Raw genomic sequence first — 16,271 nt, 5'->3', positions numbered from 1 at the left:
AGACCAGATCAGGGTTACCGGTTCCAGTTGCGGCGGGCCGCGGCGACCTGGGCGAGCACCTGCTGGAGCACCTCGCTGCCGGGCGGCGCGAGCGGGGGCTCGTACGTCCAGGCGTGTCCCACCCAGGGGTCGGCGAGGTGGTCCTCGGGCACCGGGGTCAGTCGCAGCAGCGAACGCCACAGCGGGTCCAGCAACGGGCCGTAGGCGCTGGCCTCCTCCCGGTCGGCCACCATCATCAGGTGGACGCCGACGGACGGGCCCTCGTCCGCGAGATAGCGCAGCTGGTTCACCGCCCGGTCGTCGAAGCCGTGCGGGAAGTCGTTGACGATCAGCAGCTGCTCGGAGGTGTCGAAGCCGGGCGGCAGCGACTCGGACGCACCGCCGCGCACCGCCATCTGCACCAGGTCGACGCGCTGGGTGAGCCTGCCGAGCACCTCCGTCACCCCGGCCGCCCCGACGGCCGGCGGGGAGGCGAGCACGCCGGTCTGCACCAGCGGCGCGAGCGCCTGGGCGCCGGAGCCGGCCGGGTCGACGACGTGGACGGTGAAGTCGCCCGCCGGATAGACGGCGAGCAGCCGGGCCGCGTGCGCCACGGCCGCCTCCAGGGCGAGCCGGCGCAGGTCGTGCGAGTCGTGGAAGGCGCCGTCGATCGATCCGGGCGCTCCGCTGTCGATCCACAGCCCGCGCTCCAGCGGCAGCCGGACCAGCATCGGTATGCGCAGCGGCTCGCTCTCGGGCAGGTGCAGATCGCCCAGCCGCAGGGCCATGGGCGTCTCCATCGGCACCCGGTAGGCGTGCCAGACGGGGTTGTCCCAGCGGGCGTACGCGGGCGGCAGCGCGGGCTCGACGACCTCGCACTCGGCGGTGAGCTGGGCGAGGTCCCGGTCGAGGGTGGCCCGCGCCTGGTCCACGAGCTGGGCGTGCTTGGCCTGGGCCGCCTCGCGTGCGGCGTCGCCCTGACCGCCGATCCGGCTGCGCGGATCGGACAGGACCTGGTCGAGCTCCTTCTCCATGCGCGAGTCGGCGAAGTCGACGGCGCTGCGGTAGGCGGCCGTGGACCGGGCCAGGTCCTCGAACATGCCCCAGACCTGGTTGTAGAGCCGCTCGTCCATGGACCAGCCGGTGGCGTCGCCGGCGACGGGCTGCCCGGGCTGACCCGGCTGGGCGGGGGCCGCGGGCGGGGCGGGCGGCGGCGGAGCGGTGTTACGCCGGCGCGGATGGCTGTAGTCGATACCACCGGAGGTGGGCGGATCGGCGGGCGCCGCCGGGTAGGCGGGGGTCTGCGGCGGCTGTCCCCCGTAGGGCGGCGTGGCGGGCGGCGGCGGTACGGCGGCGGAGGCGCCCTGGGTGCCGTACGGCGCGGTGGGCGCGGAACCGCCCTGGTCGGGGCCGGGGGCGGCGGGCTGCCGGGAGCGGTCGCTCTGGGGTGGCGCCGGGACCGACCGGGCGACGCCCTGGGCCACCGCGTCGTTGATGCCGCTCGCCAGCAGGCCGGCCTCGGGCAGGTTCTGGTCGGCGAGGAGTTCGGCGAGTCCGCCCGCGTACCCCTGGCCGATGGCGCGCACCTTCCAGGCGCCCTGGCGGCGGTAGAGCTCCAGGGCGACGACGGCCGACTCGGCGTCGAGTCCGGTGATGGTGTAGCTGGCCACCTCGGTGCCGTCGAGGCCGGTGACCGCGACGAAGGGGGCGGCGACCGCGCCGAAGCGGACCGGGCCCCCCACGCCGGTGGGTAGGGCGAGCAGCACACTGACCCGGTGCACGGCCTCCGGCACGGCGTCCAGATCCACCGCGAGGCGATGGTCGGCGGCCGCCTGCCGGGAGACCTCAAGACCCGGCAGGGTGGGCGCGCCCGGATGGGCCACCCACTCCGCGCCGTGGACCTTGCCGTTCTCGTCGCTGAGCGTGGCACCCGCCACGATCGGCGCGCCGGCCGAGACCCGGATCTCGAGACGGGCCTGGGAGAGCGGGTGGTTCTGCCCCCGCACCAGCTCGGCCGTCATCGCCTTCGTCCCCCTGTGTCGCTGTGTGTCGTGTCGGGAAGTGTGCTGCTCGCCGGTGGACCTACAGGTGCGGCAGGATCGCCGGCATCAGGTCCTGGAAGGTACGGCCGTTGGCGGGCGTGCCGATGGCCGTCATCGTCCAGCCCGGGCCGGTGCGGTGCACCTTGGCCATGATCTGGGCGGTGTAGGCGCCGCCGCCCGCGAGCGTGTAACGGGCGAGCTCCTGGCCGTTGGTCTCGTCGACCAGCCGGCAGAAGGCGTTCTGCACTTCCTGGAAGGTCTGGCCCGTGAAGGAGTTCACGGTGAAGACGATCTGGTCGATGTGCACCGGAATGCGCTGCAGGTCGACGAGGATCGCCTCGTCGTCGCCGCCCTGGCCGACACCGCCGACCAGGTTGTCACCGGTGTGCCGGACCGAGCCGTCGTCGCTCACCAGGTGGCGGAAGAAGACGACGTCGACCGGCTGCTTGTCGGCGAACAGGACGGCGGAGGCGTCCAGGTCGACCTCCCGGGTGCGCGAGCCGAACAGGCCACGCCGGGGGGCCGCCTGCCAGCCGAGACCCATGCGCACCGCGGTCAGGCTGCCGCCGTCGTTCTTCTGCAGACTGATGGCCTGACCCTTGGTCATGTTGACGGTCACGCGCTGATTCCCCTCTCGAACTGTCCCCTGTTGCCGCGGAGTCCGCGGATGACGAGAACCCTACGCAGGGGCACTGACAGTGCCTAACCCAGGTCCGCACTTTGTGTCGGTCTTGCAACACTGCGGGCCTCCGCGCGGTCACCCCCGTCCCGTCAGGCCAGGCCCGCCTCCTTCATCTGGCGCAGCTCCTTCTTCATCTCGGAGACCTCGTCACGCAGCCGGGCCGCGATCTCGAACTGCAGATCGGCCGCGGCGGCGCGCATCCGCGCGGTCATCTCCTCGATCTGCTCGGTGAGATCGGCCGCCGGACGGTCGCTGGGCACCGTCTCCTTGGCCTTGCCCTTGGTCTTGGTCTTGGCTGCCTTGCCGCCGAGCGAGGGCACGGGGGCCTTGGCGCCCTTGCCGTCCTTGGACTTGCGGTAGCCGGAGCCGAGCAGCTGCTCGGTGTCGACGTCCTCGCGGGCGATCTGCGCGACGATGTCGTTGATCTTCTTGCGCAGCGGCTGCGGGTCGATGCCGTGGGCCTTGTTGTACGCGATCTGCTTGTCCCGGCGGCGGTTGGTCTCGTCGATGGCCTTCTCCATCGCCGGGGTGATCTTGTCGGCGTACATGTGGACCTGTCCGGAGACGTTCCGCGCCGCGCGGCCGATGGTCTGGATCAGCGAGGTGCCGGAGCGCAGGAAGCCCTCCTTGTCCGCGTCGAGGATGGCCACCAGGGACACCTCGGGCAGGTCGAGGCCCTCCCGCAGGAGGTTGATGCCGACCAGGACGTCGTACTCGCCCGCGCGCAGCTCGCGCAGCAGCTCCACGCGGCGCAGGGTGTCGACGTCGCTGTGCAGATAGCGGACCTGGATGCCGAGTTCCAGGAAGTAGTCGGTGAGGTCCTCGGCCATCTTCTTGGTGAGCGTGGTGACCAGGACCCGCTCGTCCTTCTCGGTGCGCTCGCGGATCTCGTGCACCAGGTCGTCGATCTGACCCTCGGTCGGCTTGACGACGACCTCGGGGTCGACCAGCCCGGTGGGGCGGATGATCTGCTCGACGGCGCCGTCGGAACGCGAGAGCTCGTACTGGCCCGGGGTGGCCGAGAGGTAGACGGTCTGACCGATGCGCTCCTGGAACTCCTCCCACTTCAGCGGGCGGTTGTCCAGGGCGGAGGGCAGCCGGAAGCCGTGGTCCACCAGGGTGCGCTTGCGGGAGGCGTCGCCCTCGTACATGGCGCCGATCTGCGGCACGGTCACATGCGACTCGTCGATGACGAGCAGGAAGTCGTCCGGGAAGTAGTCGAGCAGGGTGTTCGGCGGGGAGCCGGGCAGGCGGCCGTCGAAGTGCATCGAGTAGTTCTCCACGCCCGAGCAGGTGCCGATCTGGCGGAGCATCTCGATGTCGTACGTGGTGCGCATGCGCAGACGCTGGGCCTCCAGCAGCTTGCCCTGCTTCTCCAGCTCCGCCAGGCGCTCGCCCAGCTCCTTCTCGATGTCGTTGACGGCCCGCTCCATGCGCTCGGGGCCCGCGACGTAGTGGGAGGCCGGGAAGACGTACAGCTGCTCGTCGTCGCTGATGATCTCGCCGGTAAGGGGGTGCAGGGTGGACAGCGCCTCGATCTCGTCGCCGAACATCTCGATGCGGACGGCCAGCTCCTCGTAGACCGGGAAGATCTCGATGGTGTCGCCGCGCACCCGGAAGGTGCCGCGGGTGAAGGCCGTGTCGTTGCGCGTGTACTGGATGTCCACGAAGCGGCGCAGCAGCTGGTCGCGGTCGATCTCCTCGCCGACCTTGAGGGGGACCATCCGGTCCACGTACTCCTGCGGGGTACCGAGGCCGTAGATGCAGGACACGGAGGCCACCACGACGACGTCACGCCGGGTGAGCAGTGAGTTGGTGGCGGAGTGGCGCAGCCGCTCGACCTCCTCGTTGATCGAGGAGTCCTTCTCGATGTAGGTGTCCGACTGCGGGACGTAGGCCTCGGGCTGGTAGTAGTCGTAGTACGAGACGAAGTACTCGACGGCGTTGTTCGGCAGGAGTTCCCGGAACTCGTTCGCCAGCTGGGCGGCCAGGGTCTTGTTCGGCGCCATGACCAGGGTGGGGCGCTGGAGCTGCTCGATCATCCACGCGGTGGTGGCGGACTTGCCGGTGCCGGTCGCGCCGAGCAGGACGACGTCCTTCTCGCCTGCCGTGATGCGCCGGGCGAGATCGGCGATGGCCTGCGGCTGGTCGCCGCTGGGCTGGTAGGGGCTGACGACCTCGAAGGGCGCCACCGTGCGTTCGATGCTGGAAACGGGCCGCATGGATCCACCGTACGACCCACCACTGACAACGCGGTCCGGTCAGCGGTTCTGGGGGGCGCGGGAGCGGCGTTCGCCGAGGGTGCGGCGGGGGCGGAGCTGCGGCCTGCGGGCGGTGTGGGCGACGGCGCCGTGGGCCGGGATTCCGGGTTTGTCGTCGACGGGCGCTAGGTCGGGCTTGCCCATGACCATCAGCGGGTCGATCATCACGACGACTCCCGCCAGCAACAGGAAGACGAGCGGGCCGATCATCATGGGCGCGAGGAGGGCCGCGGGCGAGTCGCCGGTGGTGATGTCCTGAGAGTGGTGCAGGTGGACGCTGAGGGCGGCCATGCCGGTGTAGTGCATCCCGCTGACGGCGAGCCCCATCACGAGGCTCGCGCCCACGCTCCACAGAAAGCCCCTGACCTGCCCGGCTGCCCACAGGGCGGCGGTGGCCGCGGCCATGGCTATGGCGACGGAGGCGGCGACGGTGAGGGTGTTGTACTCCAGCTTGCCGTTGAGCTGCAGGCCGGCCATGCCCAGGTAGTGCATGGAGGCGATGCCGAGACCGGTGATGGTGCCGCCGGTGAACAGGGCGGTGCCGCGCGCGCCCCTGTAGCCGACGATGAAGATCCCGACGCCGACCATCACGATGGCGACCGCGAGGCTCGCGAACGTCATCGGCTTGTCGTACTGGATCGGGGTCTCCTTGACGCTGAACCCCATCATCGCGACGAAGTGCATGGTCCATATGCCGGACCCGATGGCCGCCGAGCCGAGGGCCAGCCAGCCGGGGCGCCAGGAGCGCGTGACGAGCATCGCCCTGGTGGTGCAGCGCAGGCCGAGGGCGCCGCCGAGGCAGGCCATGAGGTAGGCCACCAGCGGTGTGACGAGGCCGTAGCTGAATCCGTCGACCGTGCCCTGCATGCGCGGCTGTCCTTCCGCCCTCTTGCGTCCTGGAATGTGCTGATGTGCGCCCCCTCCCAGGACCGCCCGGGCGGTCAGGGTTGAGGCAGAGAGTATGACTCCCACCGGAATGGTCGAACGATTTTCCGGCAAAGAAACACGGCCCTGCCCCAGTTGTGCGGCAGTGGTGAACGGACTTGGGCACCCCATTCAATCCATGGCCATTCTGCAATCCGCTGCCGTTGACGCTCTGCTGTCACAGTGGTGCTGTCCGTGACCCCGACAGAAGGAGTACGCATGCACGCGCGCGCAGTTGCCGCCACGACCACCGCGCTCCTGGGCACCGCCGCCTTCCTGCTGCCGACCGCCGACGCCCCGGCGGGCGCCGCGGTGCCGCCGCCGACGGTCCTCGCCCACCGAGGCGCCTCGGCCCACGCGCCGGAGAACACACTGGCGGCCGTCGACAGGGCGGCCGAGCTGGGCATCCGCTGGGTCGAGAACGACGTGCAGCGCACCAAGGACGGCGAGCTGGTCGTGGTCCACGACGACAACCTGAGGCGGACCACCGACGTCGAGGAGGTCTTCCCGGGCCGGGCGCCCTGGAAGGTGAAGGACTTCACGGCGGCGGAGATCGCCCGCCTGGACGCCGGGAGCTGGTTCGGCCCCGCTTACGCGGGCGCGCGCGTGCCGACCCTGGAGCAGTACATGCACCGCGTCGAGCTGCACCACCAGAAGCTGCTCCTCGAGATCAAGAACCCCGCCCTGTACCCGGGCATCGAGCGGCAGACCCTGAAGGTGCTCGGCAACGAGGGCTGGCTCGACCGGGCCCACCTCGGCCGGCTGATCGTGCAGAGCTTCAGCGCGGACAGCGTGCGAACCGTCCATGACCTGAAGCCGGCCGTCAAAACCGGGCTCCTCGGCACCCCGCCCGTCGCCGACCTGCCCGGGTACGCCGAGTTCACCGATCAGATCAACCCCTCGTACGGCTCGGTCTCCACGGGCTACGTGGCCGCCGTGCACGCCTTCACCGGACCGCACGGCAAGCCGCTGGAGGTCTTCACCTGGACCGTCGACGACGCGACCGCCGCCCGCCGGGCCGCCGGGTACGGGGTCGACGGCATCATCACCAACAAGCCGGACGTGGTGCGGGACGCCGTCGGCGGGAGCTGACGGAAGGCGGGAGCCCGGCGTTGTCAGTGCCTCGCCGTACGGTGGGACGCATGGACAGCCATGGGCAGTACGAGCAGCGGGTCGTGTGGACCGTCGTCGGCACCGACATCGGTCCGCTGCTGCTGGCCGCGACCCGCGAGGGCCTGGTCAACGTCGTGTTCCACGCCACCGACGCGGTGCGCGAGAAGGCACTGGACCGGCTCGCCTCGCGCCTCGGCGGCGAGGTCGTCGAGGCACCCGACTCCCCCGTCCTCGCCGAGGCGATACGCCAGCTGAAGGCCTACTTTGCGGGTGAGCGACACGACTTCGAGCTGCCCCTGGACTGGACGCTGATCTCGGGCTTCAACCGGCAGGTCCTGCGCGAGCTGGCCGCCGGCGTGCCGTACGGCTCGGTGGTCGGCTACGGCGATCTCGCCGGGCGGGTCGGTCAGCCGGGCGCCGCCCAGGCGGTGGGCATGGCGATGGGCGCCAATCCGCTGCCCGTGGTCGTGCCCTGCCACCGGGTCGTGGAGCGCGACGGCGGCATCGGCGGCTTCGGGGGCGGCCTGGAGACGAAGCGGAAGCTGCTCGCTCTGGAAGGCGTGCTGCCCGAGCCGCTGTTCTGAGGATCGCCAACCCCCGTCAGTCGTAGTGCCGGGCCTCGAGGACGTTGCCGTCCGGGTCGCGGAAGTAGAAGGTGCGCTTGGCGAGGCCGCGGGCGCCGAAGGAGTCGTGGCCGATCTCCGAGACGGGCACCCCACTCTCCTCCAGGCGGGTGCGGAGCGCGTCGAAGGCGTGGGCGGGCAGGGCGACACAGACGTGGTTGACCGGGTGCCCGGCGCTCTCCACGGCGCCCGGGAGCATCTTCATGCGCTCGGCCATGGTCCGCGGCATCAGATCGAGGATGGTCTCGTCGTTGAGGCGGACGGACGGGAAGGGCACCTGCCCGGCGGCGAAGTCGGTGAGCCGCACGGGCTCCAGGCCCAACGCCTTCTCGTAGAACTCGGCCGAGGCGATCGGGTCGCGCACCCAGAGGACGACGTGGTCGAGACGTGCGGTGTGCTCGGTCATGCGTCCCAGGCTGGTGTCGTCTCCCACAGCCCGCAAGTGGTTTGGCCGGGCACCGCGCCCGCCAGAGATGAGGGAGTACCGACGGACAGGAGGCAGGCGCGTGGTGATGGTGGTGTCGGAAGAGGTGCGGGAGGCGATTGACGCGCGCCGACCCGTGGTGGCCCTGGAGTCCACGATCATCGCGCACGGGCTGCCGCGCCCGCGCAACCTCCAGGTGGCCCTGGAGCTGGAGGACGTCGTGCGGCGGGAGGGCGCCGTGCCCGCCACCATCGCCGTACTCGACGGAAAGCCCCATGTCGGCCTGGACAAGGAGCAGGTGGAGCGGATCGCGAACGAGGAAGGGATCCGCAAGCTCGGCCACCGCGATCTGCCGCCGGCCGTGGCGGCCGGGGCGAGCGGGGCGACCACGGTGTCGGCGACGGCCCTGCTGGCGGCCCTGGCGGGCGTACGGGTGTTCGCGACGGGCGGGCTCGGCGGGGTGCACCGGGAGTGGACGGTGACCCAGGACGAGTCGGCGGACCTGGGGCTGCTGGCGCGCACCCGGATCACCGTGGTCTGCGCGGGCGTGAAGTCGATCCTGGACGTGCCGGCCACGCTCCAGCGGCTGGAGACGCTCGGTGTCACGGTGGCCGGCTACGACACGGACCGCTTTCCCGGCTTCTATCTGTCGGACTCCGGCCATCCCGTGGACTGGACGCTTCACTCCCCGGAGGAGGTGGCGGAGGTGATGCGGGCTCAGGACGGCGTCGGCGGACCCGAGTCGGCGCTGATCGTCGCCAATCCCGTACCGGAATCCGAGCAGTTGGATCCGGATCTGCACGCGCGCGTACTCGCGGGCGCGCTGCGCGCGTGCGAGGAGGAAGGCGTCACCGGGCAGGCGGTCACCCCGTTCCTGCTCGACTACCTGGTACGGCACACCGACGGTGCCTCACTGACCGCCAATCTGGCGGCGGTGCGCGGCAACGTACGGCTGGCGGCACGGATCGCGGCGGCCTGGGCCCGGGCGTGACGGCGGAGCTGGACGGCGGAGCCCTGCTGGTCGTCGGCGATGTCGTCACGGACGTCATCGCCCGGCACCGGGGTCCACTCGCCTCAGGCACGGACACGGCCGCCGTGATCCGTACGGTGCCGGGCGGGGCGGGCGCCAATGTGGCCTGCTGGGCGGCGTACGGCGCGGGGGCGGAGGTACGGCTGCTCGGCCGGGTGGGCGCGGAGGCGGCGGCGTGGCACGAGCGGGAGCTGTCCGCCTGCGGGGTGCGACCCCTTCTGGTCATCGATCCGCAGGCTCCCACCGGCACGGTGATCTGCCTGGTCGACACCGGGGCGGCGGCCGAGCGCACCTTCCTGACCGACAGCGGCGCCTCACTGCGGCTTGACCCCGGCGACTGGTCGGACGCGCTGCTCGACGGCGTCGCCCGACTGCATCTGTCGGGCTATCTGCTGTTCTCCGAGCCGAGCCGCGCGCTGGTGGCCGCGGCGCTCACGTCGGCACGCGCGCGTGGCGTGCCGGTAAGCCTGGACCCCGCCTCGGCGGGGTTCCTGGTCGAGTTGGGCGTGGACCGTTTCCTGAGGCTCGTCGAGGGCGTGGACGTGCTGCTGCCCAGCCGTGACGAGGCGTGTCTGCTGACGGGAGCGTCCGACGCGGAGGACGCGGCGGCCGAGCTGAGCCGCCGGATCCCGCTGGTGGTGGTCAAGCAGGGGGCGGCCGGCGCCTTGGTGGCGCGGGAGGGAATGGTGCACTCCCGGGTGCCGGCGGAACCCACGGACCCGACCGACACCACGGGGGCGGGAGACGCCTTCACGGGCGCGTTCCTCGCCGCGCTGCTCAAGGGCGCGGAACCGGAGGAGGCGGCCCGGGAGGGGTGCCGGGCAGGGGCGGTCGCGGTGGAACGACTGGGCGGGCGGCCGCCGGGGGCGGACTGACGGAGAGGCCGTTGGCCGGGCCCGGCTGTTCAGTACGGCAGTACGACAGCCAACGCCCTCGGTACGGCCGTAGGACCGCCGACGCCCTCGGGACGGCCGTAGGACCGCCGACGCCCTCGGGACGGCCGTGCGGACCTGTCGACGTCCTCGGGAGAGCCGTACGACTCGCCGACGCCAACGGGACGGCCGCGCGGACCTGTCGACGTCCTAGGGAGGGTCGTACCCGGTCCGCCGGCGCTCCTCAGCTCCCCTTGCGGCCCCACGCCGAGATCATCGGGGCCGTGGCCAGGTCCATGCGGCCCGAGGCGACGTTGGCCAGGTGCTGGTCGATGTCGTGGTCGGTGGCGAGACCCGCGGAGACGAGGTGCTCGCGGACCTGGCGGATCGTTGCCGACTCCAGAGCGGCGCAGGCGGGCGAGCTGACCGGGAAGTACCCGTCGGCCTGGACTCGCTGCAACCCCGCTTCCCGCAGCAGCCGCGGGAGCCTGCGGCCGTAGGAGAGGTCGGCGCCGCGGTCGGCGAGCAGCTTGCGGAAGCCCTGGCGCAGTCGGTTGGCCAACTGCTCCTCGGGGCCGTACTCGTCGGGGCAGACCAGGGGCTGCAGGGCGGGGTCGGCGTCCTCGACCAGGATCCGGCCGCCGGGCCGCAGGGCGCCGATCATCGACCGCAACGCCCGCTCCCGGTCGGGGACATGGACGAGGACCAGCCGGGCGTGCACCAGGTCGAAGCCCTCCCCCGGCGCCCCCTCGGTCCCCACGTCGTGGACCCGTACCTCGACCGGCGGCCGGGCGGCCGCGGCGACCCGCGAGGTGTCGATGTCGGTCGCCACCACCCGTCCCGTCGGGCCGACCTTCTTGGCCAGCCATGACACCACCGAGGTGCCGCCCGCGCCGACCTCCCAGCAGCGCCAGCCGGAGCCGATGCCGAAGGCCTCGAAGTGCCGGAAGGTCGTGGGATCGAAGAGGGTGGCGAAGGCGTCGAAACGTTCGCCGGCTTCGCTCTGCCGGTTGTCCAGGAGATACCCGTCGGATCGCGTCATGCCGCGATCATCCCAGGTGTCCGTGTTGTCCGGAGTGGGCGACGCGCACCCGCTCCCCGTTCGCGAGACGAGTGAAAGGGACCCGGCGGGAAAGGCTTGTCCACAGCCGGGAACCAAGCGGAACGCCCTGTTCCCACAGGCTTACCCGGCTCTCACGCCGAACTGGCAGACTGGCGCGACCAGCGCGGGAGAACGGCGCGAGGAGATCCACGCGAGGAGATCCAGATGTCCATGGCGGTAAATCTGCGGAAGGTCACGAGCCTCGGCAGGGTCGGCGGGCTGCGCAAGGTCGCGCGACTGGCGCGGCGGCGCCGGCGCGTCGACCTGAGCCACCCGGCCCGCTCCCCGCTGGGCTCCTCCGTGGTGAACTGCGTGAGCTATCGCGAGGGGGTACGGATCCCCGCGAGCGGCGATCTGGTCGAGACCGTGGAGCGGATACGCAAGTACGGCGACGGTTTCGTCTGGCTCGGTCTGCACGAGCCGACGGACCAGGAGTTCGCGGGCATCGCGGAGCTGTTCGAACTGCATCCGCTGGCCGTCGAGGACGCGATCGAGGCCCATCAGCGTCCGAAGCTGGAGCGCTACGACGAGACGCTGTTCGCGGTGTTCAAGACGGTCTGCTACGTCGAGCACGAGGAACTGACGGCCACCAGCGAGGTGGTGGACACCGGCGAGATCATGGTCTTCACCGGCGAGGACTTCGTGATCACCGTGCGGCACGGCCGGCACGGCTCGCTCGGGCCGCTGCGCGAGGAGCTGGAGGCCACGCCCGAGCAGCTCGCCAAGGGCCCGGCGGCGGTGCTGCACGCCATCGCGGACCATGTGGTGGACGAGTATCTGGGCGTCGCCGACTCGGTGCAGGCGGACATCGACCAGGTGGAGACGGATGTGTTCGCGGAGTCCGGCGCCCGGGTCGACCCGGGCCGGATCTACCAGCTCAAGCGCGAACTGCTGGAGCTGAAGCGGGCGGTGGTGCCGCTGGCCCGCCCGCTGGACGAGCTCGCCACCCGGCCGATACGGGTGGTCGCCCCGGAGATACAGGCGTACTTCCGCGACGTATCCGACCATCTGCTGCGGGTCAGGGAGCAGATCGCGTCCTTCGACGAACTGACCAACTCGATCCTCCAGGCGCACCTCGCGCAGGTCACGGTGGCGCAGAACGAGGACATGCGGAAAATCACGGCGTGGGCGGCGCTGGTCGCCGTGCCGACGATGGTCTGCGGGGTCTACGGCATGAACTTCGAGCACATGCCGGAGCTGCACTGGAAGTTCGGGTATCCGCTGGTCATAGGGGTGATAGCCGTGGCCTGTCTGACGCTGCACCGCGGCTTCCGGCGCAACGGCTGGCTGTGAGGGCGGGCCCCCGCCTCGGGAGGGCGGGGGGCCCGGACCGGGCGGTCGGTCGGTCGGTCGGTCGGGCCGAAACGGCTCGGGACGAAAACCGTCGGGTCAGCGTCCCGAGGTCCGCGCGTAGACGCTCTCGGCCCAGGAGGCGATCTGATCCTCCGTCAGGTGCTGGGCCAGGTCGGCTTCGCTGATCATGCCGACCAGGCGCTTGTTCTCGATGACGGGGAGCCGGCGGATCTGGTGGTCCTGCATCTCGCGCAGCACATCGCCGATGTCGGCGTCGGAGGCGATCCAGCGGGGTGTGCCCTGGGCCATCTCGCCGGCGGTGACCTTGGCCGGGTCATGTCCCATGGCCACGCAGCCGACGACGATGTCGCGGTCGGTGAGGATGCCGCAGAGCCGGTCGTTCGAGTCGCCGATGGGCAGGGCGCCGACGCCGAGGTCGCGCATCAGCTGGGCCGCGCGGTCCAGGGTCTCGTGTGCCGGGATCCACTGGGCACCGCGGTGCATGATGTCTCCGGCAGTGGTCATGGAGTACCTCCCGTTGCCGGACGGCCGGCGCGGCGCAGGGCGCACCGCTAGTCCCGGCGCCCTACATTCTCGCCGCGCCGGGAGACGAGCGCACCTCAGGGTCGGGGCCGCCCGCTCGCCGGGCGAGGCTCAGGAGGCCCGGGGCGGGGTTCAGGCCGAGAAGCGGACGACCTTGTGCGGGACGACCCGGACGATCACCCGGACCTCGTCGTCCTTCTCGGCCGGCGGGTCGATGCCGAGGTACTTGTGCGAGAGCTCGTGCGGGAGCCGTTTGCCCTCGTCGGGGAGGATCTCGGCGGTGCCGCGGATCTCGACGGAGGAGTAGGGGTTGGCGAGGTCGAAGACCGAGAGGCTGATACGGGGGTCGCGGCGGAGGTTGCGGACCTTCTGACGGTTGTCGAGGGAGGAGAAGAGCACGGTGTCGCCCTCACGTCTGAACCAGACCACCGAGTTCTGCGGCGCGCCGTGGGGGCCGAGGGTGGCGACGGAAGCGAAGTTCTTGCCGTCGAGGAGGGCGCGGGTGGAGTCGTCGAAGGAGAGAGGGGCGGACTGGGGGGAAACGGGAGAGCCGAGGGAATCACCGCGTGAGGTCGTCATGACGTCCACCCTAGTTACATGCATGCGCATATAAAAGAGGTTTCCTGAGTCTCGGTCAGCCGTTCCAGGCGGGGTGGCGGGGGTCGTCGGCGCGGACCAGGACATCGGCGGTGGCGGCCGGGTCGGTCTCCTCCTCGTAGCGCTCGAAGGCGGGGAGGGTCCAGTGGTCGTCCTCGGGGGTACGGCGGCGCAGGGCGCCCGGGGAGAGACGGACGTGGACGGTCAGGTCGAAGGGGAACCAGTGCCGCAGGAGAAGGGGGCCGTGCAGCAACAGCACTCCCCCGGGCGGGAGTTGAACGTAGGGGCTGCGGGTGGCGCGATCGGTGACGGGGTCCCACAGATCGGGCAGGACGCGGCCGTCGCCGTCGGGGTCGAGGGGGCCGAAGACCTCGCGCCACAGGGCGCCGGTGTCCAACCAGCCGTCGTAAAAGGCCTCCACGTCCCGGCGGCCGTGTTCCAGTCGGAGCGAGGCGGGACGCAGGAAGCCCTCGGCGCCGACGACCAACGAAGGCCGACCGCGGGCACGCAGGGCTTCGCCGACACGTTCCGCCAGATCTCCGGGGCGGGCCGCGGGGGCACCGTCGAGGGCGACGCGCGGCCAGGAGCCGCCGCCGTCCGGCTTCAGCTCGAGCAGCCGCTCGGCAAGGAGGTCACCGAGCCGCTCCCAGGTGATCGCTTCGAGTCGCACAGGGCCCATGATGCGCCAGGGCGGGCAGGCGGTGACGGGCGGGCCTGCCTCGGAGGTGGGGCGCGGGGGCGCTGGGCGGGCGAGGGAGTGTCCCGGCGGGCGTCAAGGGACGGAATGAGGGGGTGGTGGTCGTCTCCTCGGGGGGAATGAACCGGATATGGCGCAGCCTGTAACTCCCCCGCACGGCAGCGGACCTCTCGTCTTTCAGCCGATACGGCGGCGGCACTGCGCCGAGTGCCGGGGCGGGCCGCTGTCGCTGCTCGTACTGGAGGACGGGGCGCCGCGATGTCTGGACTGCGCGGACCTCGGGCACCTGGTGTTCCTGCCGCGCGGCGACACCGCGCTGACCCGCCGGTCCCGGGAGGAGAGCACGCTGTCGGCCGTGGTCGTGCGGTTCAACCGGCGCCAGGGGCGTTACGAGCGGCAGGGCCTGCTTGTCGAGGAGCCGGCGCTGTCCCGGGCCGAGGCGCGCTGTCTCGCGGACGCCGAGGCCAGACGGCGCCGACGACTGCGGGACGCGCGGCGCAGGGCAGCCGAGGACGCACGGTTCACCGAGGCGTTCGCGGCGGAGATCCGGCGGCTGTTCCCGGGGTGCGCGCCGGACCGCGCGGCCGGAATAGCCGCGCACGCCTCGGTGCGCGGCAGCGGCCGGGTGGGGCGCAGCGCGGCCGGACGGGCCCTGTCCGAGACCGCGGTGACCTCGGCGGTCGTCGCGTCCGTACGGCATCTGGACACGCCGTACGACCAGTTGCTGATGAGCGGGGTGGCCCGGCACGAGGCCCGACGGAGGATCGCGGCCGCCGTGGAGACGGTCCTTGGGGGATGGCGGGAGCGCGCGGCGAAGGCGGGCTGACCAGGCACCCGCAGCGGTTGAGCCACGCTGACTGGTGCCCGGGGCGGACGCGAAGCCAGGCTGACCGGTGCCCGGCGCGGACGCGAAGCCAGGCTGACCGGCCAGCCGAAGCTGCCAGCCGACGCGGGCTGACCGGCCAGCCGAAGCGGCGGGCCACGCAGGCTGACCCGTCAGCGGACGCGGCGGACCCATACGCAGGCTGACCAGCCAGCCCGAGCGGGCGGCCAAGGCAGCTGCCGCCAGGCCGTCCGCCAGGCCGACCGGAGGGGACGGCCAGCGCAGGCTGACCAGCCAGCGGAAGCAGGAACCTGCGCAGGCAGCCGTGTCCCGCCGATCCGGCCCCCACCGCAGGCCCAGCCGTGCCGGGCCGTGCCAATGCGGCCCCCGCCGCAGGCCCAGCCGTGGCCTCCAAGCGCCCCGCCGCGACAAGGCGCCCCGGGCTACGCCCTCCAGCGCCCGCCACCACAAAGGCCCCCGAGCCACACCCTCCCGCGCCCCGCCACCAGGCCACGAGCCACGTCGCCGAACGCCCCGCCACCACAAAGGCCGCGAGCCATACCCGCAAGCGCCCCGCCCCGACAGAACCCCAGGTCACCCGTTCACCCACCCCCGCCTGGACGCTCGCTTATGCCCGCGCGGGTGTTGGCCATGGGATGGCGTCGCTCAGGGGATTTCACTTGTGGTGACGGGTGGTGCCGAGGATGATCTCGGCGGAATCGGGGAGTTGAGGACGACATGATCGATGGGCCGTACTTCGTGCTGACCGTGCTGGGGGTGCTGGGGACCGGTCTGGTCGCCGGGGTGTTCTGCGCGTTCTCCACCTTCGTGATGAAGGGGCTCGCCGCCCTGCCGCCCGCCCAGGGCGTCGCGGCGATGCAGGCGATCAACGTGGCCGCGGTGACCCCCGCCTTCATGATCGTGTTCATCGGCTCGGCGGTGCTGTGCGCCGTGCTCGCCGTGGTGACGTTCGTGCTGTGGCCGGACGAGGGAACCGTGGAACTGCTGCTGGGCAGCGCTCTGTACCTGTGCGGCTCGTTCGGCGTGACCATGGTCGCCAACGTGCCCCGCAACGACGCGCTGATGAAGCTGGAGCCCGGCACCGCCGAGGCCGCCGCGTACTGGACCACGTACGTACGCGAGTGGACGGCCTGGAACCACGTCCGCATGGTCGCCTCGGCCGCCGCGGCCGTCTGCTACGTGCTGGCCCTCACCTGAGGGAAAGCGCAAGGGGGTGATGAGACGTATCGTGGCCGGAAGAGTGCC

At 71.6% G+C, this 16,271-nt stretch carries 16 protein-coding genes; 7 read left to right on the top strand and 9 right to left on the bottom strand.

From position 1 onward, the window contains the following. Positions 1 to 14: 14 nt before the first annotated feature. From ACWDRW_RS19625 to ACWDRW_RS19610, 4 genes are all read right to left on the bottom strand, one after another. Positions 15 to 2,000 (bottom strand): TerD family protein, encoded by a 1,986-nt coding sequence (locus ACWDRW_RS19625; protein WP_451724770.1) that lies wholly within the window; start codon positions 1,998 to 2,000, stop codon positions 15 to 17. Positions 2,001 to 2,061: 61 nt separating this feature from the next. Next, positions 2,062 to 2,640, bottom strand: coding sequence for a TerD family protein (locus ACWDRW_RS19620; protein ID WP_451724768.1), 579 nt, complete (start codon positions 2,638 to 2,640; stop codon positions 2,062 to 2,064). A gap of 152 nt (positions 2,641 to 2,792) precedes the next feature. Then, on the bottom strand, positions 2,793 to 4,925 hold the full coding sequence (gene uvrB / locus ACWDRW_RS19615) for an excinuclease ABC subunit UvrB (protein WP_451724766.1): 2,133 nt from the start codon (positions 4,923 to 4,925) through the stop codon (positions 2,793 to 2,795). Between the two features lie 39 nt (positions 4,926 to 4,964). Next, a complete protein-coding gene (locus tag ACWDRW_RS19610; protein WP_451724765.1) occupies positions 4,965 to 5,831 on the bottom strand; it encodes an MHYT domain-containing protein in 867 nt (288 codons plus the stop codon). 276 nt (positions 5,832 to 6,107) lie between these two features. Between ACWDRW_RS19610 and ACWDRW_RS19605 the strand changes: the two genes are divergently transcribed. Next, positions 6,108 to 6,980 carry a glycerophosphodiester phosphodiesterase gene (locus ACWDRW_RS19605; protein WP_451724764.1) on the top strand — a complete coding sequence of 291 codons (873 nt, stop codon included), beginning with the start codon at positions 6,108 to 6,110 and terminating at the stop codon, positions 6,978 to 6,980. A 50-nt stretch (positions 6,981 to 7,030) separates the two neighbouring features. After that, positions 7,031 to 7,585 (top strand): methylated-DNA--[protein]-cysteine S-methyltransferase, encoded by a 555-nt coding sequence (locus ACWDRW_RS19600; protein WP_451724762.1) that lies wholly within the window; start codon positions 7,031 to 7,033, stop codon positions 7,583 to 7,585. Between the two features lie 16 nt (positions 7,586 to 7,601). Here ACWDRW_RS19600 and ACWDRW_RS19595 read toward each other — a convergent pair whose 3' ends face one another. Further along, complete coding sequence (locus ACWDRW_RS19595; RefSeq protein WP_451724759.1) at positions 7,602 to 8,030, bottom strand: VOC family protein; 429 nt, start codon at positions 8,028 to 8,030, stop codon at positions 7,602 to 7,604. 100 nt (positions 8,031 to 8,130) lie between these two features. On the opposite strand from ACWDRW_RS19595, the gene ACWDRW_RS19590 reads away from it, so the two are divergent. Together ACWDRW_RS19590 and ACWDRW_RS19585 are read left to right on the top strand one after the other, a co-directional pair. Beyond that, positions 8,131 to 9,039, top strand: a complete 909-nt coding sequence (locus ACWDRW_RS19590; RefSeq protein WP_451724757.1) for a pseudouridine-5'-phosphate glycosidase — start codon at positions 8,131 to 8,133, stop codon at positions 9,037 to 9,039. Beyond that, positions 9,024 to 9,953 (top strand): carbohydrate kinase family protein, encoded by a 930-nt coding sequence (locus tag ACWDRW_RS19585; RefSeq protein WP_451724895.1) that lies wholly within the window; start codon positions 9,024 to 9,026, stop codon positions 9,951 to 9,953. The genes ACWDRW_RS19590 and ACWDRW_RS19585 overlap by 16 nt, the downstream gene beginning before the upstream one ends. Positions 9,954 to 10,194: 241 nt before the next feature. Here the strand turns inward: ACWDRW_RS19585 and ACWDRW_RS19580 are convergent, their stop codons facing one another. Continuing rightward, positions 10,195 to 10,992 carry a methyltransferase domain-containing protein gene (locus tag ACWDRW_RS19580; protein WP_451724756.1) on the bottom strand — a complete coding sequence of 266 codons (798 nt, stop codon included), beginning with the start codon at positions 10,990 to 10,992 and terminating at the stop codon, positions 10,195 to 10,197. A 225-nt stretch (positions 10,993 to 11,217) separates the two neighbouring features. On the opposite strand from ACWDRW_RS19580, the gene ACWDRW_RS19575 reads away from it, so the two are divergent. Next, positions 11,218 to 12,345 carry a magnesium and cobalt transport protein CorA gene (locus ACWDRW_RS19575; protein ID WP_451724755.1) on the top strand — a complete coding sequence of 376 codons (1,128 nt, stop codon included), beginning with the start codon at positions 11,218 to 11,220 and terminating at the stop codon, positions 12,343 to 12,345. Between the two features lie 96 nt (positions 12,346 to 12,441). On the opposite strand, the gene ACWDRW_RS19570 is transcribed toward ACWDRW_RS19575, so the two are convergent. The 3 genes from ACWDRW_RS19570 to ACWDRW_RS19560 all read right to left on the bottom strand — a co-directional run bounded on the left by ACWDRW_RS19570 (position 12,442) and on the right by ACWDRW_RS19560 (position 14,164). After that, a complete protein-coding gene (locus ACWDRW_RS19570; protein ID WP_451724753.1) occupies positions 12,442 to 12,870 on the bottom strand; it encodes a CBS domain-containing protein in 429 nt (142 codons plus the stop codon). 150 nt (positions 12,871 to 13,020) lie between these two features. After that, a complete protein-coding gene (locus ACWDRW_RS19565; RefSeq protein ID WP_451724751.1) occupies positions 13,021 to 13,467 on the bottom strand; it encodes a PPOX class F420-dependent oxidoreductase in 447 nt (148 codons plus the stop codon). Between the two features lie 55 nt (positions 13,468 to 13,522). After that, positions 13,523 to 14,164 carry a uridine kinase gene (locus tag ACWDRW_RS19560; protein WP_451724749.1) on the bottom strand — a complete coding sequence of 214 codons (642 nt, stop codon included), beginning with the start codon at positions 14,162 to 14,164 and terminating at the stop codon, positions 13,523 to 13,525. A gap of 148 nt (positions 14,165 to 14,312) precedes the next feature. On the opposite strand from ACWDRW_RS19560, the gene ACWDRW_RS19555 reads away from it, so the two are divergent. Further along, positions 14,313 to 15,008 (top strand): DUF2293 domain-containing protein, encoded by a 696-nt coding sequence (locus ACWDRW_RS19555; protein WP_451724748.1) that lies wholly within the window; start codon positions 14,313 to 14,315, stop codon positions 15,006 to 15,008. A gap of 735 nt (positions 15,009 to 15,743) precedes the next feature. Beyond that, entirely contained in the window at positions 15,744 to 16,223 is a 480-nt protein-coding gene (locus ACWDRW_RS19550; protein ID WP_451724746.1) for an anthrone oxygenase family protein, read from the top strand. Positions 16,224 to 16,271: the final 48 nt, after the last annotated feature.

The sequence above is a fragment of the Streptomyces sp. NPDC003635 genome, from assembly GCF_053587635.1.
This window is presented reverse-complemented; position numbering and strand designations above follow the sequence as displayed.